The sequence below is a fragment of the Sinisalibacter aestuarii genome (assembly GCF_027923545.1).
Taxonomy (GTDB): domain Bacteria; phylum Pseudomonadota; class Alphaproteobacteria; order Rhodobacterales; family Rhodobacteraceae; genus Sinisalibacter; species Sinisalibacter aestuarii.
In genome coordinates, this window is the sequence record NZ_BROH01000007.1 from 12,987 (window position 1) to 37,034 (window position 24,048).

Sequence of the window (24,048 nt, forward strand, 5' to 3'; positions counted from 1 at the left end):
TGCGACAGTTCAATCCCGGTGGGGGAACTTGGTCACAAACTTTTCTTTGATTGAGCGCAACGCTACCGTGGCTTCGGCATCATAACGGTCAATCATCTTCCCAAGGTTGATCTTGGCAATTCGGACGTTCGAGTCACCACTGACCATCAAGTCAATTTGGTCATAAGTTTTTTCCAACCGTCCAGTGACACTTCGTGCAGGTCCGTTGAGGCGAGAAGCGTTGAGTGTTGGGTGACCCGCAGCGAGATTCCGTAACTGCCGAATTTCTTGTGAAGCGTTTCCAGAAAGGAGTTCGCTGGCTTTCTTTCGCGTCTCCGAAACGGAATAGTCCAACTCGCAGATCGCGTCCTGATGGACAATCACAGCCTGAAGGACTCCCCAGAATTCTATGTAGGCTAGTAAGGGGTCGCCGGAAAAGCCGGCCTTGCGATGCGCCATTATGGCTTCGGAAGTGTCCTGCAGCCAGTCTTTTGCAATGCAGAAAGCGTCGTAATGGTCGGCGGTGTCAAAGCCATATGTCGGCTCTGCCAAGTGTTTGTCGCTCTTGAGCCAGTACTCGGAGATTTCGTCTCGAACGGTCAACGAGTCCATTCAATCGGGCTCCGCCCCTTACAACCCCAGCTTCGCCGCCACGATCTCGTTCACCGCTTTCGGGTTCGCCTTGCCGCCGGTCGCCTTCATCACCTGGCCGACGAACCAGCCCGCGAGTTTCGGGTTCTGTTTGGCCTTCTCCACCTGTGCCGGGTTCTCGGCGATCACCGCGTCCACGGCGGCTTCGATGGCGCCGGTATCGGTGACCTGTTTCATCCCGCGCGCCTCGACGATCTCGGCCGGGTCGCCGCCCTCGGTGTAGACGATCTCGAACAAATCCTTGGCGATCTTGCCCGAGATGTCACCCTTGGCGATCAGCGCGACGATGCCGCCGAGCTGGGCCGGGCTGACCGGGCTGTCGGCGATCTCGGCGCTGTCCTTCTTCAGACGCCCGAACAGCTCGTTGATCACCCAGTTGGCGGCGAGCTTGCCGTCATTGCCTTCGGCGACGGCCTCGAAGTAATGCGCCGCTTCCACATCCGCCGTCAGCACGCCGGCATCGTATTCCGACAGGCCGAAGCTCTTGACGAAGCGCGCCTTTTTCTCGTCCGGCAGCTCCGGCAGACCCTTGGCGATATCGTCGACCCAAGCCTGTTCGATCTCCAGCGGCAGGAGGTCGGGGCAGGGGAAGTAGCGGTAATCGTGCGCCTCTTCCTTCGAGCGCATCGACCGGGTCTCGTTCTTGTCGGGGTCGTAAAGCCGGGTTTCCTGCACGATCTCGCCGCCATCTTCGAGAATGGCGATCTGGCGGCGCGCTTCCACGTCGATGGCCGCCTGGATGAAGCGCATCGAGTTCATGTTCTTGATCTCGCAGCGGGTGCCGAGATGGGCGAAATCCTGGGTTTCCTGATAGCGCTCGTAATCGCCGGGCCGGCAGACCGAGACGTTCACGTCGGCCCGCAGGTTGCCGTTTTGCATATTGCCGTCGCAGGTGCCGAGATAGCGCAGGATCTGGCGCAGCTTGGCGACATAGGCGGCGGCTTCCTCCGGCCCGCGGATATCGGGGCGGGAGACGATTTCCATCAGCGCCACGCCGGTGCGGTTGAGATCGACGAACGACATGTTCGGGTCCATGTCGTGGATCGACTTGCCGGCGTCCTGCTCCAGATGGATGCGCTCGATCCGCACCCGCCGTGCCACGCCCGGGCCCATATCGACGATCACTTCGCCCTCGCCGACGATCGGGTGATAAAGCTGCGAAATCTGGTAGCCCTGCGGCAGATCGGGGTAGAAGTAGTTCTTACGGTCGAAGGCGCTCACGAGGTTGATCCCCGCTTTCAGCCCCAGCCCGGTGCGCACTGCCTGCTCGACGCAATATTCGTTGATCACCGGCAGCATCCCCGGCATCGCCGCATCGACGAAGGCGACGTTGGAATTGGGTTCCGCCCCGAAGGTGGTGGAGGCGCCCGAGAACAGCTTGGCGTTCGAGCTTACCTGCGCGTGCACCTCCATGCCGATCACGAGTTCCCAATCCTCTTTCGCGCCGGCAATCCGGGCGACTTTCGGGGCTTCGAATGCGAGATGGTCGAGCATGGCCTGTCCTCGTCAGTGCTTTCAGGCGTTCTAGGGCAGGCTCGGGCAGGGGGCAAGGGGCGCGGATGGGCAGAGATCTGCCGAAATCGGCCCTGTCGGCGCCTGCGCCTTGCCAATGGGGCGGGTTCTGAGGTTTCGAGAGCCGAAGGAACCACCTGGGACAATCTTATGACGACGAAACCCGGCCTTTTCGCGGCGGCGCTTCTGGCGCTTGCCGGATGCGCGGAAAGCGATCTGAACATTGATACCTTGTTCTCCTCCAAGAACCCCCCGGCTGCCGAACAGGCGATGCGCTGGGATTTTCGCCCCGAAGCGGAGACCTGGACGGAGCGCACCGTGGCCGCCCTCGACGCCCATGGCACCAATCTCGTGAATACCGTTCCGGCGGATATCGACACCTGGTGCCCGGCCTATAGCCGCGCCGGTGAAGAAGGCCGCAAGGCGTTCTGGACCGGTCTGCTCTCGACCCTGGCCAAGCATGAAAGCACCTGGAACCCGCAGGCCGTGGGTGGCGGCGGGCGCTGGTTCGGCCTGGTGCAGATTTCGCCCGCCACCGCGCGCCATTACGGCTGCCAGGCGCAATCGGGCGAAGCGCTGAAGAATGGCGAGATGAACCTGTCCTGCGCCGTGCGGATCATGGATGTGACCGTGCCGCGCGATGGCGTGGTCAGCGCCGGGATGCGCGGCGTGGCCGCCGATTGGGGGCCGTTCCACAATGCCACCAAGCGCGGCGACATGATGAACTGGATGCGCGCCCAGCCCTATTGCGCGGGCTGAGGGCGGCGAAATCTTGCTAAGATTTCGCCCCGGTTTCTTGGAAAGAAACCGGGGCAAACCCAGGGTCAGGCGCGCAGGATGCGCCCGACCATCTCGCCGGTATCGCGGCTGAGGCCCTCGCTGGCGGCGATCCGCTCCAGCGCCTCGCGCATCATCCCCTGCCGGTCCGCATCGTAGCGGCCAATCGTCTCGAACGCGCCCGACATCCGGGCGGCGATCTGCGGGTTCAGCGGGTCGAGCCGGATGATCCAGTCGGCCATCAGCGCATAGCCCGCGCCCGAGGCGTGGTGGAAGCCGGCGGGATGCATCGCCAGCGCGCCAAAGACCGAACGGAACCGGTTGGGGTTTTTCATGTTGAAGGCGGGGTGTTCGGCGAGCCGAGCCGCCACATCCGCCGCCTTCTCGGGCGCGGCGTGGGAGACCTGCATCATGAACCACTTGTCCATGACCAGCGCATCGCCCGCCCAGCGGGCTTCGAAATCGGCCAAAGCGGCCTCGCCCGCCTCGGCATCGAGCAGGCAGCCGAGCGCGCCGAGCGAAAGCGTCATGTTGTCGGCCTCGGCATAGACCTTCGCCGCCGCCTTGCCGCCGTCGAGCCGTGTGGTGAGCCTGAGCAGCGCCAGCGCCAGCGCGCGCTTGCCGGCCTGCTCCGCATCGGGCGCGAAGGGGGCCTCGATCACCATTTCGGCGGAGAGGCGGGGCAGGCTGTCCTGCAGATGTTCGGCCACCTCCTGCAGCAGCGTCTCACGGGCATCGTGGATGCGGGCCGGGTCGGGGGTGATGCCGGCATCGTGCAGGGTTTGCGCCATGTCGTCTTCGCCCGGCAGATGCAGGGCCAGCGCCCGGAAGGCGGGCTCAAGGCTGTCGTCGCGCAGCATCGTGGCGAGCGCGCCGAGATAGGCATCGAGCGGCGGCTCCTTGCCCGTCACCATCGCCGTCAGCACCTCCTTGGCCAGCATCCGCCCCGCTTCCCAGCGGTTGAACGGGTCGGTGTCGTTGGCGAGCAGGAAGGCGCGTTCTTCGGGGCTTGCCTCGCGGGTCAGGATCACCGGGGCGGAGAAGCCGCGCAGGATCGAGGGCACCGGTTTTGCGCCCAGCCCCGCGAAGGTGAAGCTCTGGGTTTTCTCCGTCATCTCAAGCACCTGACTCGGCACCACCTCGTCGCCGTTGGGTCCGAGAAGGCCGGTGACGATGGGGATCACCAGCGGCGCTTTTTCGTCCTGCCCGGGCGTGGGCGGCGTGTCCTGCGTGAAGGTCAGCGTGTAGGTGCCGTCTTCCCACTGCTCCTCGACCGAGAGGCGCGGGGTGCCGGCCTGTTTATACCAGCGTTTGAACTGGCCAAGGTCGCGCCCGGTGGCATCCTCGAACACGTTCAGCCAGTCGTCGATCGTCGCCGCCTCGCCGTCATGTCGGTCGAAATAGAGATCGAGCGCCTTGCGGTAGTCGTCCGGCCCGACCAGTGTGTGCAGCATCCGGATCACCTCCGCGCCTTTCTCGTAGATCGTCGCGGTGTAGAAATTGTTGATCTCGACAAAGCTGTCGGGCTGGACCTGGTGGGCCAGCGGGCCGTTATCCTCGCGGAACTGCCGGCCCCTGAGCGCCATCACGTCTTCGATCCGCTGCACCGCCGCCGAGCGCAGATCGGCCGAGAAGCTCTGGTCGCGGAACACCGTGAGCCCCTCTTTCAGCGAAAGCTGGAACCAGTCGCGGCAGGTGATGCGGTTGCCGGTCCAGTTGTGGAAATATTCATGCGCGACGATGCCCTCGATCCGGGCGAAATTGGCATCGGTCGAGGTGTCGGGCGAGGCGAGCACGGCGGAGGTGTTGAAGATGTTCAGCCCCTTGTTCTCCATCGCGCCCATGTTGAAATCGGAGACGGCAACGATCTGGAAGATGTCGAGATCGTATTCGCGGCCATAAACCTCTTCATCCCACTTCATCGACGCCTTGAGGCTTTCCATCGCCCATTCGGTCTTGTGCTCGTCGCCCGGGCGCACCCAGAGTTTCAGCGCCACCTCGCGCTCGTTGCGGGTGGTGAAACTGTCTTCGCGCGCCACGAGATCGCCGGCGACGAGGGCGAAGAGATAGGAGGGCTTGGGCCACGGATCGGTCCATTCCGCCCAGCCGGGGCCGTGATCGGTGGGGTTGCCGTTCGACAGCAGCACCGGCTCCTCGCCCTCGATCCGCACGGTGAACGGGGCCATCACGTCGGGCCGGTCGGGGTAGTAGGTGATGCGCCGGAACCCCTCGGCCTCGCATTGGGTGCAATACATGCCGTTGGAGAGGTAGAGCCCCTCCAGCCGCGTGTTGCCCGCCGGGTCGATCTCCACTTCCGCTTCCCAGGTGAAGGGCGCGTCGGGCACCTCTGCGGTCAGCCCGTCTTCGTCGATCCCGGGCTGGACGATCTGGCCGTCCACCGTGGCCCAGATCAGCTTGAGCCCCTCGCCGTGCAGGAAAAACGCCCGGCTTTTCGCCTCCGGGTTCGGCCGGAAATTGATGCGCGCGATCACCCGCGTGGCGGTGGGGGCGAGCCGGAAGGTCAGGTGCACATCCTCCACCAGATAGGCGGGCGGGGTGTAGTCGGAGAGGTAGATCGTCTGCGGGCTGGCGTCTTTCATCGCGCGTCCTTTCGGGGCTGTTTGGCCCAAGCTATGCGCGCGGGCAGGGGGCCGCAACGGGGAGGCGGGGCATTCTCGCGTGCGGCGGCACTTTCCGTTACGTTCGCTGCAACAGCGGAGGGAATGGCGATGACGAGCCCCGACACGGATGCGCTGGCCGAGACGGTGGCGCGGATGGAGGCGCGGTTTGGCACCGGCGAGGGCGCGCGGTTTATGCCGGCCTATGCGGCCGCGGCGGCCCGGTTCGAGGCCGACCTTGACGATGCGCGTGACGTTTTGTTGAGCAGGGGCGGGGCGCTGATGCTCATTCAGGCGCTTCTTGCCGAACGCCCCGCGCGGTAAGGCCGCGCGCCCCTTTCCCTTTCCGGTCGCCACGGTTAATCTTCCGGGCACCCCGCCCAGATGGAGGATATGCGGTGACGAAGACCCGGCCCGTGATCGGCATCATCGGCAATGCCGCCCTGATCGGTGGCGATTACCCGGCCCATGCCGCCGGCACGATGAACACCAGCGCCATCGCCGAAGTTTCGGGGGCGATGCCGCTGCTCATTCCGACCGATCCGAATTATGTGAGCGTCGACGAGCTGCTTGAGGTCTGCGACGGCTTCCTGCTCACCGGCGGGCGGCCCAATGTGCACCCGGAGGAATATGGCGAATCCGCCACCGAGGCGCATGGCGATTTCGACCGCTGCCGCGACAAGGTGACCCTGCCGCTGGTGCGCGCCTGTGTCGAGCGTGGCCAGCCGATCTTCGGCATCTGCCGCGGATTTCAGGAGGTGAACGTGGCCATGGGCGGCACGCTCTGGCCCGAGATCCGCGAATTGCCGGGCCGGATGAACCACCGGATGCCGCCCGAGGGCACGATTGACGAGAAATTCGCCATCCGCCATGCGGTGCATTTTGCCGAGGGCGGGGTGTTCGAGCGGCTGGTTGGTGCGCGCGATGTGATGACCAATACCCTGCATGGCCAGGGGATCAAGGCGCCCGGCGAGCGGGTGGTGATCGACGGCACCGCCGATGACGGCACGCCGGAGGCGATTTATGTGGCCGATGCGCCGGGCTTTGCGCTCGCCGTGCAATGGCACCCCGAATACAACGCCGCGCGCGACCCGGTCTCGCGCCCGTTATTCGAGGCTTTCGGTCTGGCCGCGCGCGCCTGGAACGAGGGCCGCCGGGCCGCCGCCCTCGCCCGGGCCGGCTGACCGCCCGGGCTTGACCTTCCCCCGGCTGGAACGGCCACCCTGCGCGGGAGCGAACCGGGAGGCGATGGAACATGCCGAGACTTGTATGGGCGGTGGTGGCGGTGGCGCTCCTGGGTGCGGTCTATGTTCTGTGGCCGGGCGAGGCGCCCGAACCCGAGGCCGCCCCGGCAGCACCGCCGATGGATGGCGAGATCGTGGCTGTGGTCGTGCCCGAGCTGGTGGGCGACGAACGTGTCGGCCAGCAGATATTCGCCGCGCGCTGCGCCGAATGCCACGGCCCGCGCGCGGGCGGGGTGGACGGCGTGGGGCCGCCGCTGATCCATGGCTATTACGAGCCGAACCACCATGCCGATGCCGCCTTCTTCCTCGCCGCCGAGCGCGGCGTGCGGGCGCATCACTGGCGCTTTGGCGACATGCCCCCGGTCGAGGGGATCACCCGGGCCGAGGTGGCGGCCATCGTTGCCTTCGTGCGCCGGGTGCAGCGCGAGAACGGCATATTCTGACGGATCAGGCGATCAGCCGGGCCTCGTAGCCGCGCAGCACCATGCGCGCGGTCTGGCCGTAGCCATTGGGATTGGCGCGCAACTCGGGGAAGAGCGTGAACAGCTCATCGCGGGTGGCGGCATCAATCGCGCCAAGGCCCTGCATCCCCGGATGGAAGCTCTCCGACGCCGCGCGGTTGCCCCAGATCACCTCATGCTGGTCGAAGAGCAGGTGGTAGTAGCGCACATGCGGCATGTTCTCCTGCCGGATCGTGGTGCCGTTCACCAGGTGCTTGGCGGGCACCATCACCTCGCGCGATTCGAAATAGAGCGTGGCGAGGCTGCCTTCGTAGATCATCCGGTGTTGCGGCGAGACGAGCAGCGGGCGGTCGTTGCCGAAGCTGCCGGTTTCGAAGCGGATCGGCGCCAGCTTGCCTTTGCCCTCGGCCTCGGTGGTGCCGATCCAGCGCAGCGGCTGCGGCCCGTGATCGCGGGTGAGCACGAGGTCGCCGGGCTGCAGGCTTTCGATCGGCCGCTCGCCGTAAGGGGTAAGGATCATCGTGCCTTCGGTGAAGCAGATGATGACGTTCTCGATATTCGAGAAGTTGACGATGGTGCCGTCCGACAACGTCGCCGAGCCGTTTTCGGCATCCGTATAGTTGATCGTGCCCCAGTCGATGAGGCCGGCAAAATCGAGCGTGTCGCCGCCGGTTTCGCCGTCTTCATTGCCGTCGATGGTGATGGTCGAGCCGGGGCCGCCAAGGGCATTGGCGGCGTCGAGGATGAAAGCATCGTCGCCCGCGCCGCCGGTGGCGGTGTCGCCCGCGCCGACATGGAGCGTATCGTCGCCCGCGCCGCCGTCGAGAATGTCGGCCCCGGCGCCGCCGGTGATCACGTCATCCCCGGCCTCACCGTAGATCACGTCATCGCCGTCGCCGCCGTCGATCACGTCGTTGCCCGATCCGGCGCCGGCGGCGGGGCCGATGATCAGCGGGCTGTTGGCGAGGTTCTGAGAGCCACCGCCGGGCGGGCTGACCGTGGCCGAGATGATATCGCCGCCCTCATTCTCCCAATGCCGCACCTCGATCGTGTAGGTCTGGCCCTGTTCGAGCGTGACCTGGCCCGACCGGGTCGTCGCCGACTGGTGGTAGTCATTGTCGAGAAAGGTGTCGGTCGAGCCGCCCTGGGTCCAGGTCAGCGGGTTGCCGTCCTGATCGAAGATGCGGATCGTCGAGCCGTCGTCGGAGGTGGTCGAAAAGGTGAAGACACCGCTTTCATCGGCCAGCAGCGTCGAGGTGTAGACCACGGCGAAATCCGACTGGTCGCCGCTGCTGCCGCGCGCGGCGTTGACCAGGGCTGCGCTGTCGAAGCCGCCGGTGGTGCCGGTGCCGGCAAGCGTTCCGTTCTCGGCGTCGAAAGCCTGCCCGGCGGCGCTGCCGAAATTGTAGTTCCACACCGTATAGGACCACAGCCCCTGTTCGGGAACGTGATCGCCGAGGATCACATCGTCGCCGCTGCCGCCCTGAATCGTATCGTCGCCATCGCCGCCATAGATCGTATCGGCGCCGCTGCCCGCGTCGATCTCGTCATTGCCGCTGCCGCCCGCGATCCAGTCGTCGCCGCCGCCGGTATCGACGCTCAGGCCCTCGGTATCGGCGGAGCCGTCGAACGTATCGGCGGTGCCGGCATCGAAGGTGAAATTCTCGATATCGGAGAAGGTCAGCGTATTGCCGCCGATGGTGGTGGTGCCGGTGCCGTCGCCGGTGAGCGTGGTGTCGGTGCTGTTGCCGGTGGCGGTGATGTCGAGCGTATCGCCATCGGTCTCGCCGCCGCTGCCGCCGTCGATCGTGTCGGAGCCGTCGCCGGCATCCCACAGGATCGTGTCGTCGCCATCGCCGGCGTCAATCGTGTCGTTGCCACCGCCCGCGTCGATCGTATCGTCGCCCGCGCCGGCCTCGATCGTATCGCTGCCATTGGTGACCATGTCGCCATCCGGGTCGCCGGAATAGCTGGCGTCGATCAGATCGCCGCCACTGGTGCCCGAAACGATCCCGTCGCTGAATCCGGGCGTGCCGTTCTGCACGATGAAATCCACCGTGCCGTTGGGATCTTCGTAGCCGAAATCGTAGGTTTCGTATTGCAGGATCGTGGTGGCGTTGCCCGAGCCGGGCAGGACGAAATCGTTCGATCCGCCATCGGTGTAGCCAGCCTGCGCCACGGTGCCGTAGCCGGTGTGCCACTGGATGTCTTCATAGATGAACTCAAGGCCGAAATTGCCATCGCCCGTCGAGGTCAGGATCATCTGGAACGAGTTTCTGCCCGAACCGCTATAGCGCGCGACATTGTCCCAGGTGATGGTGATGGTGCCGGCCGAGGGGTCGAGATCCCAGTAGATCTGGCCACCCTTGGAAATATCCACATCGCTGAAGAAGGGCGCGATGGTCGGTGTGTTGATCGCACCGATGCTGTTGACGTTGTAGGTCGTGTTGGCGGCGCCGAACGAGATGTTGCCGTTCGAGTTGAGGTAGAACCCCGAATAGGTGGTGCCGAAAAAGTCGATCCCGTCGTCGCCGAAGACCGAGCTGGCATTGACGTAGATCGAGCCATCGTCGTTGTTGCCCGCCGTTTTCGGTGTGCTGGAAAAGACGTTCTCGCCGTAGCCCGCCGGGCCGCCGAGGCCGGAAATCATCGTTGCCATGCGCGCGCCTCCCGGTGGGTGCGGGCGTCATGGCGGCTGGGGCGCAGGGCGGGGGATGCAGGTGCCGAAACACGCCGCCGGGCCGTGCCCGGGCGCGTTGCCCCCGCAGAATCTGTCCTGACCACTGCCACCTGACTTCTGCCTCTGTAACCGCCGGTTTTCCGGCTTCTGGCGCGCAATACGCACGCGCCGCTTGAGGCAAACTAGGAGGCGATTGCGGCGCAAATGGGCCACATTTGACCCAAATTAGAGGCAAATATTTGAAAATACGGGGACTTCGCCGCCGCGCGGAGCGGGCGTCAGGTGACGGCTGCACGGGCGCGGAACGCCGCCCGGTCCCACAGCTTTTCGCCCATGACCGTGCCGATTTCGGCGACGGCGCGGTCGATATCGTCTTCGTCGATATAGAGCGGCGCGATGCCGAAGCGCATGATGTCGGGCGCGCGGAAATCGCCGATCACGCCGCGCGCGATCAGCGCCTGCATCGCCGCATAGCCGTGCTCGAACCGGAACGAAACCTGACTGCCGCGCCGGGCGGGATCGCGCGGCGAGGCCAGCGCGAGCATCGGCGCGGCGGCTTCGACCCCGGCGATGAAGTGCTCGCTGAGCGCGATGGAGCGGGCGCGCAACGCCGCCATATCGACCCCGTCCCAGATGTCGAGCGCGGCCTCCAGCGCGGCCATCTGGATCACCGGCGGCGTGCCCACGCGCATCCGTTCGATGCCCGGCCCGGGGCGGTAATCGGGATCGAAGGCAAAGGGGGCTTCATGCCCCATCCAGCCCGAAAGGGCGGGGCGGGCCGCATCGGCAAGGTGGGGGGCGACATAGATGAAGGCGGGCGCGCCCGGCCCGGCATTGAGATACTTGTAGGTGCAGCCGGCGGCGAAATCCGCGCCACAGCCCGCCAGATCCACCTCGAGCGCGCCGGCGGAATGGGCGAGATCCCAGATCACCAGCGCGCCCGCCGCGTGGGCGGCGCGGGTGAGGGCGGCCATGTCATGCCGCCGCCCGGTGCGGTAATCCACCTCGGTCAGCATCAGAACGGCAAGATCGTCGTCGATATGGTCGGCCACCTCCTCGGGCGGCGGTGTGAGCAGTTCATGGCCCTTGCCAAGCGCCCCGATCAGCCCTTCCGCCATGTAAAGATCGGTGGGGAAATTGCCGGAATCGCTCAGGATTTTCCGCCGTCCGGGCCGCATGTCGAGCGCCGCCGCAAGCGCCTGATAGACCTTGATCGAAAGCGTGTCGCCCACCACCACGCTGCCCGGTTCCGCCCCGATCAGCCGCCCGATCCGGTCGCCGAGCGCGCGCGGCTGGGCCATCCAGCCGGCACTGTTCCAGGCGGTGATCAGCGCCGCGCCCCATTCCTCCGACAGCGTGCGCGCCACGCGCGCGGGCGTTGCCCTGGGCAATGGCCCGAGCGAATTGCCATCGAGATAGATCACGCCTTTCGGCAGATCGAACAGGGCTTTGGTCGCGGCGAAATCCATCTGCTCTCCCGTCATTGCCGCGTCAGCCTATCGCCCCCGGGGCGGCACGCAAGCGGTTGTGTTCCGCCCCGGCGCGGTTAGTCTCGGCCCATGCTGAAATGGCTCGACATTCCGCCCTCGTGGCTCATCGGCGCGCTCGGCCTGACCTGGGCGCTCGACCGGATCGCACCCTGGCTGGCGACGGGGCTTTCCTGGATCACCTGGCTCGGCGATGCGATGGTGATCGCGGGGCTGGGTGCGATGGGGCTGGGCGCGTGGGAACTGGTGCGCCACCACACCACCTTCATCCCGCGCCGGGTGCCGACGCGTTTCGTCCGGCAGGGGATCTACCGGCTCAGCCGCAATCCGATCTACCTTGGCGATGCGCTGGTGCTGGCGGGCGCGGCCCTGCATTGGGACGTGCTGCCGGCGCTGGTGCTCTTGCCCGCCTTCACCGGGATCATCACCCGGCGCTTCATTCGCGGCGAGGAAGCCGGCCTGCGCGCGCGTTTCGGCGACGAAGTCGAGGCGTGGTTTGCCACGGTGCGGCGCTGGATCTGAAGCGGTATTTCCTTTGCGGCGAAAAAATATACGAAACCGACCAGTTTCAGTCGAAATCCCCGAATCTTTCGCGTAAAGACATCCCGAACTGCGCGGGGCGAGTCACCCGCGCGGGAAAAAGAGGAAGGAGAACATCGTGAAAATCGGGGTTCCGAAGGAAACGATCGCCGGTGAAAACCGGGTTGCGATGACGCCGGAAAGCGCGGCTCAATTGCAGAAACTGGGCTACGACTGTCTGATCCAGTCGAAAGCGGGGGAGGCTGCGGGCTTTTCCGATGCCGATTACGAGGCGGCGGGCGTGACGGTGGTGAAAACCGCCGCGGCGCTGTGGAAAGACGCCGATATCATCGCCAAGGTGCGCGAACCTTCCGAGGCGGAGCTCAAACGGCTCACCAAGGATAAGACCCTGATTTCGTTCTTCAATCCCGGCGGCAATGAGGCCGGCCTGGCGCTGGCGAAAGAGAAGGGCGCCAATGTGATCGCGATGGAGATGGTCCCGCGTATCTCCCGCGCCCAGAAGATGGATGCGCTGTCGTCGATGGCCAATATCGCCGGCTACCGCGCGGTGATCGAGGCGGGCAACAATTTCGGCCGCTTCTTCACCGGGCAGGTGACGGCGGCGGGCAAGGTGCCGCCGGCGAAAGTGCTCGTGGTCGGCGCCGGTGTCGCCGGCCTCGCCGCCATTGGCACCTCGACCTCGCTCGGCGCGATCACCTATGCCTTCGACGTGCGGCCCGAAGTGGCCGAACAGGTCGAATCGATGGGCGCGGAATTCGTCTATCTCGACTTCGACGAAGAGCAGCAGGACGGGTCGGCCTCAGGCGGTTACGCCTCGGTGTCGAGCCCTGAATTCCACGCCGCCCAGCTTGCCAAGTTCCGCGAGCTTGCGCCGGAGATGGACATCGTCATCACCACCGCGCTGATCCCGAACCGTGAAGCGCCGGAGCTTTGGACGGCCGATATGGTCGAGGCGATGAAGCCGGGCTCGGTGATCGTCGACCTCGCCGCCGAGAAGGGCGGCAACTGCAAGCTGACCAAGAAGGACGAGAAGATCGTTACCAAGAACGGTGTGACGATCATCGGCTATACCGACTTCCCGTCGCGGATGGCCACGCAGGCTTCGACGCTCTACGCCAACAACATCCGCCACATGATGACCGACCTGACGCCCGAAAAGGACGGCAAGGTCAATCACGACATGGACGATGACGTGATCCGTGGCGCCACCGTCGCCTATCAGGGCGAGATCACCTTCCCGCCGCCGCCGCCGAAAATCCAGGCGATCGCGGCCAAGCCGAAGCCCACGGCGGTCGAGAAGACCCCCGAAGAGCTGAAGGCCGAGGAAGCCGCCGCCGCCCGCAAGGCCGGGCGTCAGCAGATCGGCATGCTCGTGCTGGGCGCGGTGCTGATGGCGATCATCGGCCTTTATGCGCCGGCGGCCTTCATGGGGCATTTCATCGTGTTCGTGCTGGCGGTCTTCGTCGGCTTCCAGGTGATCTGGGGGGTGAGCCACGCGCTGCACACCCCGCTCATGGCCGTGACCAACGCGATTTCGGGGATCATCATCCTCGGCGCGCTGCTGCAGCTTGGCTCCGGTATCGGGATCGTCACGATCCTTGCCGGGATCTCGGTGCTGATCGCGACGATCAACGTCGTCGGCGGCTTCATGGTCACGCGGCGCATGCTGCAAATGTTCCAGAAATCCTGATAGGCGGAGGTCGATATGACACCTGAACTGCAAACCGCCGCCTATATCGCGGCCACCGTTCTCTTCATCCTGTCGCTCGGCGGGCTCAAGGACCAGGAAAGCGCCAAGCGCGGCGTCTGGTTCGGCATCACCGGCATGGCCATCGCGGTGCTGGCGACGATCTTCGGCCCCGGCGTGGCCATCGGCGCGACGCTGATCATCTCCATCGCCATCGGCGCGCTGATCGGCGTCATCGTGGCGCAGCGCGTCGAGATGACGGGGATGCCCCAGCTTGTGGCGCTGCTGCACAGCTTCGTCGGCCTTGCCGCCGTGTTCATCGGCCTCAACTCCGACCTCGTGCCGCACGAATTTGCCGGCGCCGATGCCGGGGCGGAGAAGATCATCCACGAGATCGAGATCTTCCTCGGCGTCTTTATCGGCGCGATCACCTTCACCGGTTCGCTGGTGGCCTATGGCAAGCTGTCGGGCCGGATCAACGGCAAGGCGCTGATCCTGCCGGGCCGCCATATGTGGAACGGGCTGATGGTGCTGGCCTCGCTGGTGCTGCTGATCATGTATATGAACCATGCCGGGCCGTGGACGCTCTATCTGATGACGGCGCTCGCCTTCATCATCGGCGCGCATCTGGTCTGGGCCATCGGCGGGGCGGACATGCCCGTGGTGGTCTCGATGCTGAACAGCTACTCGGGCTGGGCGGCGGCGGCCACCGGCTTCCTGCTCGGCAATGACCTCCTGATCGTCACCGGCGCGCTGGTGGGCTCGTCGGGCGCGATCCTGTCCTACATCATGTGCGTGGCGATGAACCGCAAGTTCCTCGCGGTGATCCTCGGCGGCTTCGGAGGCCCGAAGGGCCCGGCGATGGAGATCGAGGGCGAGATGGTCGCCATCGACGCCGACGGCGTGGCCTCGGCGCTGAACGAGGCGCAATCGGTCATCATCGTGCCGGGCTACGGCATGGCGGTGGCGCAGGCGCAGCAATCGGTGGCGGAGCTTACCCGCAAGCTGCGCGCCAAGGGCAAGAACGTGCGCTTCGGCATTCACCCGGTTGCGGGCCGTCTGCCGGGGCACATGAACGTGCTGCTGGCCGAGGCCAAGGTGCCCTATGACATCGTGCTGGAGATGGACGAGATCAACGAGGACTTCCCGGAAACCGACGTGGTGATCGTGATCGGCTCGAACGACATCGTGAACCCCGCCGCGCAGGAAGACCCGAACTCGCCCATCGCCGGGATGCCGGTGCTGGAAGTGTGGAAGGCCAAGCAGGTCTTCGTCTCCAAACGCGGCCAGGGCACGGGCTATTCGGGCATCGAAAACCCGCTGTTCTACAAGGAAAACACCCGGATGTTCTATGGCGACGCCAAGGCGTCGATGGACAGCCTTCTGCCGATGATCGACTGATCGGCCAGCCAGTGAATACCGAAAGGCCCCGCTCCGGCGGGGCCTTTTTCGTTTGGGTGCGGGGCGGGTGAAGCCCCGCCGGGGTGGGGCTTGCCCGTATGCTGGCGCTCAGCGCGAGCGGCCGCGCCCGCCATCGCCCCAATCGTCGCGCCCGTTCGGGTTTTCGCCGGCCCGCCCGACATCCTTGTCATTGCCGGGGTTGCCGCTGCGGCTGTCATCGCCGGAGCCGCCGCTGTTGTCGGCGCTGTCGTCGAAGCTGCTGCTGCTCCCGCTGCTGCCGCTGCTGCCGGAGGTGCTCTCCTCTCCCGATGCGCCCGTGCCTGCACCGTCGCCCGAGGCTCCATCCGCCCCGTTGCCGCTTGCCTCTCCGGTGCCGTCACCGCTTTCGCCGCCCGTGCCCGCGCCCGTGCCTGCGCCCGCCGTGCTGCCATCGACCTCGAAGCCGCCGCCATCGGCGATGTGGTCGCCCATGGCCGTCGCGAAGCTGCCAAGGCTGAGGCCCATCTGCGTCATCAGCGACAGGGTGATGGTGATCACCGTTGCCAGCAGGACGACGTAATCGACGGTTACCGCGCCGTCTTCGCTGTGGAGAAATCCGGGTCTGGCCATCTGTCAGATCCTTGGGTCAGGGAGAGGTTGAACTACTTTGGGTTGAACTGCGCACATCACAATACTTCAGGTTGTGATCGGAGAAAGCGCCGGAGACATGGCGGAAATCGAGCCGGCACGCGGCATTTTTGGTAAACGGCGGATGAATCCGGCCATAATCGCCTGAAAAGGGCGGCTTTTCGCCGGTCCGGGTTAGCCGCGCCCGGTCTGCGGCGGCGCCTCGCGCCAGCTTCCCGGAACGATCCCGTCGAGCCGCCAGGGGCCAATGCGCCAGCGCACCAGCCGCAGGGTGGGCAGGCCGATGGCCGCCGTCATCCGCCGCACCTGCCGGTTGCGGCCCTCGCTGATGGTGAGCTCGATCCAGGCATCCGGCACCGATTTTCGAAACCGCACCGGCGGCACGCGCGGCCACAGATCGGGCGGGGCGATCAGCCGGGCGCGGGCCGGGCGGGTGATCCCGTCTTTCAGCCGCAGCCCGCGGCGCAGCGGCTCCAGATCGTCCTCGCCCGGTGCGCCCTCCACCTGCACCAGATAGGTCTTTTCCATCTTGTGCTTCGGATTGGCGATCTTCGCCTGCAGCTTGCCGTCATCGGTGAGCAGCACCAGCCCCTCGCTGTCGCGGTCGAGCCGCCCGGCGGGGTAAACGCCCGGCACGTCGATGAAATCCGAGAGCGTCGCGCGGGGCGTCGGGCTTTTCTCATCGGTGAATTGCGTCAGCACGCCATAGGGTTTGTTGAACAGGATCAGCCGGGTCATGTGCCTCCCATACGCGGCCCGGCGAGAAATTTCACCCCCGGATGAAAAACTGCTTGCGTGAATCGAACCTTCGCCCCATATGCGCGATCAGACGCCAACGCACGCGCCTCTGGCCACGCCCGGGCAACCCAATACGGGCACGCGTTTATGCAGCGACGGTAACGTCTTCATTGGAACCTTGGGGCCTTGCCCCTGTCTCGTGGAGATAGCCATGACCATTGCTGCACAGGGCGCTTTTGCGCCCTCCACCCGCATCGACTCCTTCGCCGCCACCGCGCTCGTGGACCGCCCCACGCTGGTGCTCGATATCGACCGTGTCGAGGCGCAGTATCACGCCCTGAAAGTGGGTCTTGGCTTTGCCCATATCCATTACGCGGTGAAGGCCAACCCGACCCGTGAGATCATCGAGCGGCTGGTCAATATCGGCTCGCATTTCGATGCCGCCTCGCGCGGCGAGATCGAGCTGTGCCTGTCGCAGGGGGCCGAGCCGGGCCATATCTCCTTCGGCAACACGATCAAGAAGCCCGCCGATATTGCCTTCGCCCACCATGTCGGGGTGACGCTCTTTGCGGCGGATGCCGGCGAAGAGCTTGAGAAGATCGCCGAAAATGCGCCGGGCGCCGAGGTCTACATTCGCGTTCTGGTCGAGAACAGCGAGGCCGATTGGCCGCTCAGCCGCAAGTTCGGCTGCCGGGCTTCCATGGTGCCCGATCTCTTTGCCCGTGCCATCGAACTGGGGCTTGTGCCGGTCGGCCTGTCCTTCCATGTCGGCTCGCAAACCCGCCGCGCCGAGATGTGGGCGCCGGTGCTCGACTCGGTCGCCGGGATCTGGCGCGATCTGCAGGATCGCGGCTATGCGCCGACGCTGCTCAATATCGGCGGTGGCTTCCCCGCCTATTACGGCGATCCGGTCGACACCCCCACCACCTATGCCAGCCGCGTGATGGGGCTGGTCACCGAGCGCTTCGGCCAGGTCGCCCGGGTGATGGCCGAGCCGGGCCGCGGCATGGTGGCCGAAGCCGGCGCGATCCTCGCCGAAGTGGTGCTCGTGTCGAAGAAATCCGAGGATGACACGCACCGCTGGGTCTACCTCGATATCGGCCGGTTCTCGGGCCTGGCCGAGACCGAGGGCGAGGCGATCCGCTACCAGATCGCCACGCCGCGCGATTTCGACTCTTTCGGCCCCTGCATCCTCGCCGGCCCGTCCTGCGACTCGGCCGATGTGCTCTACGAGAAACGCCCGATCATGCTGCCCCTCACCCTGAAGGCGGGCGACAAGGTGGTGATCCGCAATACCGGGGCCTACACCTCGTCTTATTCCTCTGTCGGTTTCAACGGTTTCCCGCCGCTCGATGTGATCGTGCTCTAAGTCGCAGCCGGGGCCTCTGGCCCGATGCCGGGAAATCCCGTATCCCGGAAGGGACGGGATCGACCGGGGATGCAGATGGCGACGATTCAGGACCACGAGCTGCGCTATGCGCTGGCAAACGAGCTTCATGCGCGGCCCTTTCCGGCGCTGAACCCGCCCTGCTTTGCCGCCTATATCGCGATCAAGCGCCCCACCGATGCGGCGGGGCGCGACCGCGCCGAGGATGTCGCCCATCTGCATGCGCTGCTCGACCGGTTCGGCGCGCCGCATCCGAAGGCGGGCGACAACCATTTCTTCGGCGAGATCGGCAAGCACACCCTGAAATGGGAGCAGCATACCGAGTTCGTCACCTATACGATCTTCGGCGACGGCAATGCCGAAAAGCCCTTTGATCCGAAGGTGTTCGACGTGTTCCCCGCCGACTGGCTGGCGCAGGCGCCCGGCGTGCGGCTCACCTCGGCGCTGGTGCGTGTCGAGATCATGCCGGGCGAAGACGAGATGCGCCGCAAGATCGACGATTGGTTCGTGGCCGAAAGCGTGGCCGCCTCCTCGGTGCTCGACGGGGCGGCGATCATCGCGGGCGATTTCCGCATTGATCCGGGCGGGCATATGCGCTTCGGCGTGTTCACCGGGCCGGAGATCACCGAGCGGCGGGTGGGGCGGATCGTGCAGCGGCTGACCGAGATCGAAACCTACAAGGCGATGTCGATGCTGGGGCTGGCGCGCGCGCGCAGCGTGCAGGGGCGGCTGGGCGATCTGGAAGACGAGCTGTCGCAGATGGTGCGCCAGCTTGGCAAGGCGGGCACGAGCCACGAGGCGGAACTGGGCGAGCTTCTGCAAATCTCGGCCGAGCTTGAAAGCCTTCATGCGCAAACCTCGTTCCGCTTCGGCGCCACCTCGGCCTATGAGGCGATCGTGACCGACCGTATCCGCGTGCTGCGCGAAGAGCGGTGGGACGGGCGCCAGACGCTCAACGAATTCATGATGCGCCGCTTCGATCCGGCGATGCGCACGGTCAAATCCGTCGAGCGGCAGCTTGGCGACATGGCCGAGCGCGCCGAGCGGGCAGGGGATCTGCTGCGCACGCGCGTGGATGTGGAACGCTCGGCCCAGAACCAGAAGCTGCTCGAAAGCATGGACCGGCGCGCCGATCTGCAACTGCGCCTGCAGGAAACGGTGGAAGGGCTCTCGGTGGTGGCGATCAGCTATTACGCGGTGTCGCTGCTGGCCTATCTGGTCGAGCCGCTGGCCTACAGGCTGGGCGTCGACAAGACATGGGCCAAGGCGGGCCTGGTGCTGCCGGTGGTGCTGGTGGTCTGGCTCATTGGCCGGTCGGTGAAAAAGCGGCTGATCCACAAGTAGACCCCAACGGGTTTGAAACCCGTTGAGAGGCGTTTTCGAAAACGCCTCGCCCCCTTGACCGCCCCCCGGCCCGCAGGCAGGCTCGCGGCCAAAGGAGCCTCCTATGCAAGACCTTTCAGCCCGCGACATCCTCGACAAGCTGGTGTCTTTCCCCACCGTTTCGTCCGAGAGCAATCTCGCGCTGGTGGATTGGGTCGAGGATTACCTCGCCGCCCATGGCGTGCGGGCGCACCGGGTTTACAATGACGATGGCACCAAGGCTGCGCTCTACGCCAATATCGGCCCCGAGGTGGAGGGCGGCGTGGTGCTGTCGGGCCATACCGATGTGGTGCCGGTCGAGGGGCAGGCCTGGGACACAGACCCGTTTGAAGTGGTCGAGAAAGATGGCCGCCTCTACGGGCGCGGCACCTGCGATATGAAGGGGTTCGACGCCATCGCGCTGGCCGCCGTGCCGAAGGCGCTGAAGGCGAATCTTCAGCGCCCGTTACAGATCGCGCTCTCCTATGACGAGGAAGTCGGCTGCCTCGGTGCGCCGCGGATGATCGCCGAAATGGCTGAGGTGCTGCCGCGCGCCGCTGCGGCGATCATCGGCGAGCCAAGCGAGATGAAGGTGGTCAACGGCCATAAGGGCGGGATCGGCATCGCCACCCATCTGCGCGGCCACGAGGTGCATTCCTCGCTCATGCATACCGGGGTGAGCGCGGTGATGGAGGGGGCAAAGCTCGTCGACTGGGCCAACCGGATGAACGCCGAAAACATGGCCCGCGAGCGCGACCCGATCGACGCGCTGTTCGAGCCGCCCTGGACGACCTGCCATGTCGGCACGATCCACGGGGGCACCGCCGACAACATCACCGCCAGGGATTGCCGCTTCGTCATGGCCTTCCGCTGCATCCCCGGCGAAAGCGTCGAGGGCTGGCGCGACCGCTATCTCGACGAGGTCGCCCGGATCGAGGCGGGGATGAAGGCGATCCATCCCGAGGCGCGGATCGAAACGGCAATCCGCTTCCACGTGCCGGGGCTGAAACCGGAAAATGACGGCGCGGCGGAGGCGCTCGCGCGCAGCCTGTCGGGCGACAACGCCACCCATGTGGTCAGCTACGCCACCGAGGCGGGCCAGTTTCAGGAGGGCGGCTATTCGGCGGTGATCATCGGGCCGGGCAATATCGCGCAGGCCCATCAGCCGAATGAGTGGCTGAGCGTGAGCCAGTTCGAGAAGGGCATCGCCTTTACAGATCGGTTGATCGCGCATCTGGAGCGGGCGCAGGCATGAAAATCACCTGCTCTTGCGGCGCCACGATCCATGACGGCACCGATGCGCTGCCGCACAAGGGCCATGCCATTGCCGACCGTGACTGGGGGCCGTTCTGGGAGGCGCTCGATGCGGCGCTGGCGCGCCCGCGTGCTCCGGCGGCAATGGCGATGGAATTGCGGCGCAAGGCATCCGCGCGCCGGATGTGGGAATGCCGCACATGCGGGCGGCTCTGGATCGACCGCGCGGATGGCGGGCTGTTGTCCTACGCGCCGGAACCAGCGCGCGTGAACAAGGTGTTCGAGCAATGATGCCCTTTCCGATCTCGGAGGCCAACCCGCCCGAACATAGCGGCGATCTGCCCGACCGGGCCGATGTGGCGGTGATCGGTGGCGGGGTGATCGGGGTGACCACGGCGCTCTTCCTCGCCCGCGCCGGCCTGTCGGTGGTGGTGTTGGAAAAGGGCCGTATCGCCGGCGAGCAATCGAGCCGCAACTGGGGCTGGATCCGGGTGCAGGGGCGCGATCGGGGCGAAATACCCATCGCGCAGGAGGCCCAGCGGCTCTGGCCGGAACTGGCGGCGCAGGTGGATACCGACATTCATCTTACCCAGGGCGGCGTGGCCTATCTCGCCCGCGACGACGCCGAGATGGGGCGCTTCGCCGACTGGGTGCGGCAGGCAGAGCCGTTTGGCGTGTCTACCCAGATCCTCGATGCCGATGGCGTTGCACGGCTGCTGCCGCAGGCGGCGCGGCGCTGGCCGGGCGGCCTCTGGACGCCCACCGACATGCGTGCCGAGCCCTTCGTTACCGTCCCGGCGCTGGCCCGGCTGGCGGCGAAGGCGGGCGCGGTGATCCGCGAGGCCACCGCCGTGCGGCTGCTCGATGTCGAGGCGGGCCGGGTGACGGGCGTTGTCACCGAGCGGGGCCGGGTGCGGGCCGATGCGGTGGTGCTGGCGGGCGGCGCCTGGTCGTCGCTTCTGCTGCGCCGCCACGGTATCGCGATCCCGCAGCTTTCGGTGCGGGCCACCGCGATGCGCACCGCCGCGCTGCCGGATGTGTTTCAGGGTGGCGCGGTGGATGATCGCCTTGCCTGGCGGCGGCGCGCCGATGGCGGCTATACGCTCGCGCCGGAAGGGTATCATGAGCTCTATGTCGGCCCCGATGCCGTCCGTGCCTTCTTCGGCTACCTGCCGCAGCTTATCAAAGATCCGATGGGCACCGCGCTGCGCCCCGCCGCCCCGCGCGGCTTTCCCGATGCCTGGACGACGGCGCGGCGCTGGACAGCGGGCGATGTCTCGCCCTTCGAGAAGATGCGGGTGCTGAACCCGGCGCCGAACATGGACAAGGTCCGCGCCACCGCCGCCGCGATGGCCGCGACCTTTCCCGGCCTCGGTCCGGTGGAGATCGAAAGCGCCTGGGCGGGGATGATCGACACCCTGCCGGATCTGGTGCCGGTGGTGGATCATGCGGCAGAACTGCCCGGCCTCACCATCGCCACCGGCATGTGCGGCCACGGTTTCGGTATCGGCCCGGGCTTCGGGCGGATCATCGCCAGCATGGTGCAGGGCAAACCGGCCGGCCACGACATGAGCCGGTTCCGGCTGGCGCGGTTCTTCGACGGCCGCAAGCTGGAGCCGGGGCCGAACCTCTGACGGTGCGGCCCGGCGCTCAGCCTTTCGCGGCGCCTTTCGCCGGGGCCGCTTTCCTGGCCGGCGCTTTCTTCGCAGCGGGTTTCTTGGCCGCAGGTTTGGCGGCTGCCGCCTTGGCCGCCGGCTTTTTCGCGGCGGGCTTTTTCGCCGGGGCTTTCTTCGGCTTCGCCTCGCTCAGTTCTTCTTCGGCTTTGAACCAGTAATCCTGGTCTTTTCCGTGCGGGGCACCGTCTTCGATCCACTTGTGATAGGCAGCTTCGCGGATCTGGTCTTCAGTCACCTTGGGCTTCGGCATGGGCGTCCTCTGCGATTAAGTGTTTCGACGATTACAAGTATGCGTATCGACGGCTTTGACGCAAGGTAAGGCCGGATCGCAACCGATCCGTGACAGCGATTGATTAAGAATCAACCACCCGTATGGCTCATATGCCGCGACATCTGGCCATCCGCGCGCTGGCGCGAATAGTCGAAGTCATGCCCTTCGGGCTTGTGGCTGATCGCGTCGCGGATCGCGGCGATGAGCGCCGCGTCGTCATCGGGATGGTCGCGCAAGGGCGCGCGCAGATCGGCGCGGTCCTCTTGCCCGAGGCACATGTAAAGCTCGCCGGTGCAGGTCATCCGCACCCGGTTGCAGCTTTCGCAGAAATTATGGGTGAGCGGCGTGATGAAGCCGATCTTCTGCCCGGTCTCTTCCAGCCGCATATAGCGCGCCGGGCCGCCCGAGCGCTCGGTGAGCGGGGTGAGCGTGTAGCGCGTGGCCAGCTTTTCACGCAGATCGGTGAGCGGCCAGTATTGGTCGAGCCGGGTTTCCGCCTCCATCTCGCCCATCGGCATGACCTCGATCCAGGTCAGGTCCATGTCGCGCGCGGCACAGAATTCGGTGAGGGCGAACAGCTCGCTTTCGTTGAAATTCTTCAGCGCCACCGCATTCAGCTTGACCCGCAGCCCCGCCTCCTGCGCCGCGTCGAGCCCGGCCATCACCTTGGCGAGCGAACCGCGCCGGGTGATCTCGTGGAATTTGTCCGCATCCAGCGTGTCGAGCGAGACATTGATCCGCCGCACCCCGGCCTCGACCAGATCGCCGGCAAAGCGGGCAAGCTGCGAGCCGTTGGTGGTGAGCGTCAATTCATCGAGCGCGCCGCTGTCGAGGTGGCGCGACATCGCCCGGAAGAAGGTGAGGATATCCTTGCGCACCAGCGGCTCGCCGCCGGTGACGCGCAGCTTCCTCACCCCGAGGCCGATGAAGGCCGTCGCCATCCGGTCGAGCTCTTCGAGGCTGAGCAGCTCTTTCTTGGGCAGAAAGGTCATCTCTTCCGCCATGCAATAGGAGCAGCGAAAGTCGCAGCGGTCCGTCACCGACAGGCGCAGATAGGTGATCGGCCGTTGAAACGGGTCGATGAGCGGGCGCGTTTCCATGATACGAACCTAGAGACTGGGGGCTTCGGGAGCAAGCTCTGCGGCATTGGCGACACGCGGATTTGAGCGTAATCTCGCGCCATGCGCTACGCCCTGACGATCGCCCTTGCCCTCTTTCCCGCCGCCTGCGGCCAGTTTGCCCTGCCGGATGAAGACCTTGCGCCGCCGCCGGGGATGACCCGGCCGATGCCGCGCCCCGGCGCGGGCGGCGTGGCCCCCGCCGGCGCCAACACCGCCGATGCCTTCGACACCACAAGCGCGGCTGAGCGCGCGGCGGCGCAGGCCGCGCCCGAACCCGCGGGCGAGGCCCGGCTCGGGCGCACGGTGGCAACGCTGGGCAACCCCGCCGATCCCGGCTTCTGGCTGGAAACGCCGCTGGTCACCGCGTCGCGGCAGGGCCGGGTGGTGGCGGTGGCCAACGGCAAGGCGGTGTCGCTGGAGCTGCGCCCGATCGACGGGCCGCAAAGCGCGGGCAGCCGGATCTCGCTTCCCGCGCTCAGGCTGCTGGGCGTGGGGCTGACGGGCCTGCACGAGCTTGACGTTTTCGCGGGCGGCTGAAAGCGGAGACTTTTTTGCCTCCGGCGGGAGTATTTTTG

Annotated in this window: 22 protein-coding genes; 13 read left to right on the forward strand and 9 right to left on the reverse strand. The window is 66.0% G+C overall.

What is annotated here, in order from left to right; genetic code table 11:
- Window positions 1-9: 9 nt before the first annotated feature.
- Together QMG28_RS12225 and gatB are read right to left on the reverse strand one after the other, a co-directional pair.
- Complete coding sequence (locus QMG28_RS12225) at window positions 10-591, reverse strand: hypothetical protein (RefSeq protein WP_281842590.1); 582 nt, start codon at window positions 589-591, stop codon at window positions 10-12.
- An 18-nt stretch (window positions 592-609) separates the two neighbouring features.
- Complete coding sequence (gene gatB / locus QMG28_RS12230) at window positions 610-2,124, reverse strand: Asp-tRNA(Asn)/Glu-tRNA(Gln) amidotransferase subunit GatB (RefSeq protein ID WP_281842591.1); 1,515 nt, start codon at window positions 2,122-2,124, stop codon at window positions 610-612.
- 168 nt (window positions 2,125-2,292) lie between these two features.
- Here gatB and QMG28_RS12235 point away from each other — a divergent pair, with 168 nt between their 5' ends.
- Window positions 2,293-2,901: a transglycosylase SLT domain-containing protein gene (locus tag QMG28_RS12235; protein ID WP_281842592.1), complete on the forward strand. Its 609-nt coding sequence runs from the start codon at window positions 2,293-2,295 to the stop codon at window positions 2,899-2,901.
- Between the two features lie 65 nt (window positions 2,902-2,966).
- On the opposite strand, the gene pepN is transcribed toward QMG28_RS12235, so the two are convergent.
- The gene (gene pepN / locus QMG28_RS12240; protein ID WP_281842593.1) at window positions 2,967-5,519 is read right to left on the reverse strand and encodes an aminopeptidase N; all 2,553 of its coding nucleotides are present in this window, start codon (window positions 5,517-5,519) and stop codon (window positions 2,967-2,969) included.
- A gap of 129 nt (window positions 5,520-5,648) precedes the next feature.
- Between pepN and QMG28_RS12245 the strand changes: the two genes are divergently transcribed.
- The 3 genes from QMG28_RS12245 (at window position 5,649) to QMG28_RS12255 (ending at window position 7,224) form a co-directional block, all read left to right on the forward strand.
- Entirely contained in the window at window positions 5,649-5,861 is a 213-nt protein-coding gene (locus QMG28_RS12245) for a hypothetical protein (protein ID WP_281842594.1), read from the forward strand.
- A gap of 74 nt (window positions 5,862-5,935) precedes the next feature.
- Window positions 5,936-6,721, forward strand: a complete 786-nt coding sequence (locus QMG28_RS12250) for a gamma-glutamyl-gamma-aminobutyrate hydrolase family protein (RefSeq protein ID WP_281842595.1) — start codon at window positions 5,936-5,938, stop codon at window positions 6,719-6,721.
- Between the two features lie 71 nt (window positions 6,722-6,792).
- Entirely contained in the window at window positions 6,793-7,224 is a 432-nt protein-coding gene (locus QMG28_RS12255; protein WP_281842596.1) for a c-type cytochrome, read from the forward strand.
- A 4-nt stretch (window positions 7,225-7,228) separates the two neighbouring features.
- Here the strand turns inward: QMG28_RS12255 and QMG28_RS12260 are convergent, their stop codons facing one another.
- Both QMG28_RS12260 and kynU read right to left on the reverse strand, forming a co-directional pair.
- Window positions 7,229-9,901 carry a Hint domain-containing protein gene (locus QMG28_RS12260; protein WP_281842597.1) on the reverse strand — a complete coding sequence of 891 codons (2,673 nt, stop codon included), beginning with the start codon at window positions 9,899-9,901 and terminating at the stop codon, window positions 7,229-7,231.
- Between the two features lie 299 nt (window positions 9,902-10,200).
- Window positions 10,201-11,391 (reverse strand): kynureninase, encoded by a 1,191-nt coding sequence (gene kynU, locus QMG28_RS12265; RefSeq protein ID WP_281842598.1) that lies wholly within the window; start codon window positions 11,389-11,391, stop codon window positions 10,201-10,203.
- A gap of 90 nt (window positions 11,392-11,481) precedes the next feature.
- On the opposite strand from kynU, the gene QMG28_RS12270 reads away from it, so the two are divergent.
- The 3 genes from QMG28_RS12270 (at window position 11,482) to QMG28_RS12280 (ending at window position 15,037) form a co-directional block, all read left to right on the forward strand.
- Window positions 11,482-11,931 (forward strand): methyltransferase family protein, encoded by a 450-nt coding sequence (locus QMG28_RS12270; RefSeq protein ID WP_281842599.1) that lies wholly within the window; start codon window positions 11,482-11,484, stop codon window positions 11,929-11,931.
- 136 nt (window positions 11,932-12,067) lie between these two features.
- A complete protein-coding gene (locus QMG28_RS12275; RefSeq protein WP_281842600.1) occupies window positions 12,068-13,639 on the forward strand; it encodes a Re/Si-specific NAD(P)(+) transhydrogenase subunit alpha in 1,572 nt (523 codons plus the stop codon).
- A 15-nt stretch (window positions 13,640-13,654) separates the two neighbouring features.
- Complete coding sequence (locus QMG28_RS12280) at window positions 13,655-15,037, forward strand: NAD(P)(+) transhydrogenase (Re/Si-specific) subunit beta (RefSeq protein WP_281842601.1); 1,383 nt, start codon at window positions 13,655-13,657, stop codon at window positions 15,035-15,037.
- Between the two features lie 108 nt (window positions 15,038-15,145).
- On the opposite strand, the gene QMG28_RS12285 is transcribed toward QMG28_RS12280, so the two are convergent.
- Window positions 15,146-15,646, reverse strand: a complete 501-nt coding sequence (locus QMG28_RS12285) for a hypothetical protein (RefSeq protein WP_281842602.1) — start codon at window positions 15,644-15,646, stop codon at window positions 15,146-15,148.
- A gap of 192 nt (window positions 15,647-15,838) precedes the next feature.
- A complete protein-coding gene (locus tag QMG28_RS12290) occupies window positions 15,839-16,402 on the reverse strand; it encodes a pseudouridine synthase (protein ID WP_281842603.1) in 564 nt (187 codons plus the stop codon).
- 211 nt (window positions 16,403-16,613) lie between these two features.
- Between QMG28_RS12290 and QMG28_RS12295 the strand changes: the two genes are divergently transcribed.
- The 5 genes from QMG28_RS12295 to QMG28_RS12315 all read left to right on the forward strand — a co-directional run bounded on the left by QMG28_RS12295 (window position 16,614) and on the right by QMG28_RS12315 (window position 22,039).
- A complete protein-coding gene (locus QMG28_RS12295) occupies window positions 16,614-17,771 on the forward strand; it encodes a type III PLP-dependent enzyme (protein ID WP_281842604.1) in 1,158 nt (385 codons plus the stop codon).
- A 75-nt stretch (window positions 17,772-17,846) separates the two neighbouring features.
- Entirely contained in the window at window positions 17,847-19,133 is a 1,287-nt protein-coding gene (locus QMG28_RS12300; RefSeq protein ID WP_281842605.1) for a DUF3422 family protein, read from the forward strand.
- A 103-nt stretch (window positions 19,134-19,236) separates the two neighbouring features.
- Entirely contained in the window at window positions 19,237-20,406 is a 1,170-nt protein-coding gene (gene argE, locus QMG28_RS12305; RefSeq protein WP_281842606.1) for an acetylornithine deacetylase, read from the forward strand.
- Entirely contained in the window at window positions 20,403-20,696 is a 294-nt protein-coding gene (locus QMG28_RS12310; protein ID WP_281842607.1) for a DUF8617 domain-containing protein, read from the forward strand. The genes argE and QMG28_RS12310 overlap by 4 nt, the downstream gene beginning before the upstream one ends.
- Window positions 20,696-22,039, forward strand: coding sequence for an NAD(P)/FAD-dependent oxidoreductase (locus QMG28_RS12315; RefSeq protein WP_434784445.1), 1,344 nt, complete (start codon window positions 20,696-20,698; stop codon window positions 22,037-22,039). Before QMG28_RS12310 ends, QMG28_RS12315 begins: the two co-directional genes overlap by 1 nt.
- Before the next feature lie 16 nt (window positions 22,040-22,055).
- Here the strand turns inward: QMG28_RS12315 and QMG28_RS12320 are convergent, their stop codons facing one another.
- The gene (locus QMG28_RS12320) at window positions 22,056-22,331 is read right to left on the reverse strand and encodes a DUF2934 domain-containing protein (RefSeq protein WP_281842609.1); all 276 of its coding nucleotides are present in this window, start codon (window positions 22,329-22,331) and stop codon (window positions 22,056-22,058) included.
- A gap of 110 nt (window positions 22,332-22,441) precedes the next feature.
- The gene (gene moaA, locus QMG28_RS12325; protein WP_281842610.1) at window positions 22,442-23,452 is read right to left on the reverse strand and encodes a GTP 3',8-cyclase MoaA; all 1,011 of its coding nucleotides are present in this window, start codon (window positions 23,450-23,452) and stop codon (window positions 22,442-22,444) included.
- Window positions 23,453-23,533: 81 nt separating this feature from the next.
- Here moaA and QMG28_RS12330 point away from each other — a divergent pair, with 81 nt between their 5' ends.
- Entirely contained in the window at window positions 23,534-24,010 is a 477-nt protein-coding gene (locus tag QMG28_RS12330) for a hypothetical protein (protein ID WP_281842611.1), read from the forward strand.
- Window positions 24,011-24,048 lie beyond the last annotated feature (38 nt).

Excerpts from the sequence above, each read along its gene's own strand:
- QMG28_RS12300 (WP_281842605.1), top strand. The coding sequence starts at position 17,847 with ATGGCGACGATTCAGGACCACGAGCTGCGCTATGCGCTGGCAAACGAG.
- QMG28_RS12270 (WP_281842599.1), top strand. The coding sequence starts at position 11,482 with ATGCTGAAATGGCTCGACATTCCGCCCTCGTGGCTCATCGGCGCGCTC.
- QMG28_RS12245 (WP_281842594.1), top strand. The coding sequence starts at position 5,649 with ATGACGAGCCCCGACACGGATGCGCTGGCCGAGACGGTGGCGCGGATG.
- QMG28_RS12330 (WP_281842611.1), top strand. The coding sequence starts at position 23,534 with ATGCGCTACGCCCTGACGATCGCCCTTGCCCTCTTTCCCGCCGCCTGC.
- QMG28_RS12320 (WP_281842609.1), bottom strand. The coding sequence starts at position 22,331 with ATGCCGAAGCCCAAGGTGACTGAAGACCAGATCCGCGAAGCTGCCTAT.
- gatB (WP_281842591.1), bottom strand. The coding sequence starts at position 2,124 with ATGCTCGACCATCTCGCATTCGAAGCCCCGAAAGTCGCCCGGATTGCC.
- QMG28_RS12235 (WP_281842592.1), top strand. The coding sequence starts at position 2,293 with ATGACGACGAAACCCGGCCTTTTCGCGGCGGCGCTTCTGGCGCTTGCC.
- QMG28_RS12315 (WP_434784445.1), top strand. The coding sequence starts at position 20,696 with ATGCCCTTTCCGATCTCGGAGGCCAACCCGCCCGAACATAGCGGCGAT.
- pepN (WP_281842593.1), bottom strand. The coding sequence starts at position 5,519 with ATGAAAGACGCCAGCCCGCAGACGATCTACCTCTCCGACTACACCCCG.
- moaA (WP_281842610.1), bottom strand. The coding sequence starts at position 23,452 with ATGGAAACGCGCCCGCTCATCGACCCGTTTCAACGGCCGATCACCTAT.
- argE (WP_281842606.1), top strand. The coding sequence starts at position 19,237 with ATGCAAGACCTTTCAGCCCGCGACATCCTCGACAAGCTGGTGTCTTTC.
- QMG28_RS12290 (WP_281842603.1), bottom strand. The coding sequence starts at position 16,402 with ATGACCCGGCTGATCCTGTTCAACAAACCCTATGGCGTGCTGACGCAA.
- QMG28_RS12310 (WP_281842607.1), top strand. The coding sequence starts at position 20,403 with ATGAAAATCACCTGCTCTTGCGGCGCCACGATCCATGACGGCACCGAT.
- QMG28_RS12295 (WP_281842604.1), top strand. The coding sequence starts at position 16,614 with ATGACCATTGCTGCACAGGGCGCTTTTGCGCCCTCCACCCGCATCGAC.
- QMG28_RS12285 (WP_281842602.1), bottom strand. The coding sequence starts at position 15,646 with ATGGCCAGACCCGGATTTCTCCACAGCGAAGACGGCGCGGTAACCGTC.
- QMG28_RS12255 (WP_281842596.1), top strand. The coding sequence starts at position 6,793 with ATGCCGAGACTTGTATGGGCGGTGGTGGCGGTGGCGCTCCTGGGTGCG.
- kynU (WP_281842598.1), bottom strand. The coding sequence starts at position 11,391 with ATGGATTTCGCCGCGACCAAAGCCCTGTTCGATCTGCCGAAAGGCGTG.
- QMG28_RS12260 (WP_281842597.1), bottom strand. The coding sequence starts at position 9,901 with ATGGCAACGATGATTTCCGGCCTCGGCGGCCCGGCGGGCTACGGCGAG.
- QMG28_RS12280 (WP_281842601.1), top strand. The coding sequence starts at position 13,655 with ATGACACCTGAACTGCAAACCGCCGCCTATATCGCGGCCACCGTTCTC.
- QMG28_RS12225 (WP_281842590.1), bottom strand. The coding sequence starts at position 591 with ATGGACTCGTTGACCGTTCGAGACGAAATCTCCGAGTACTGGCTCAAG.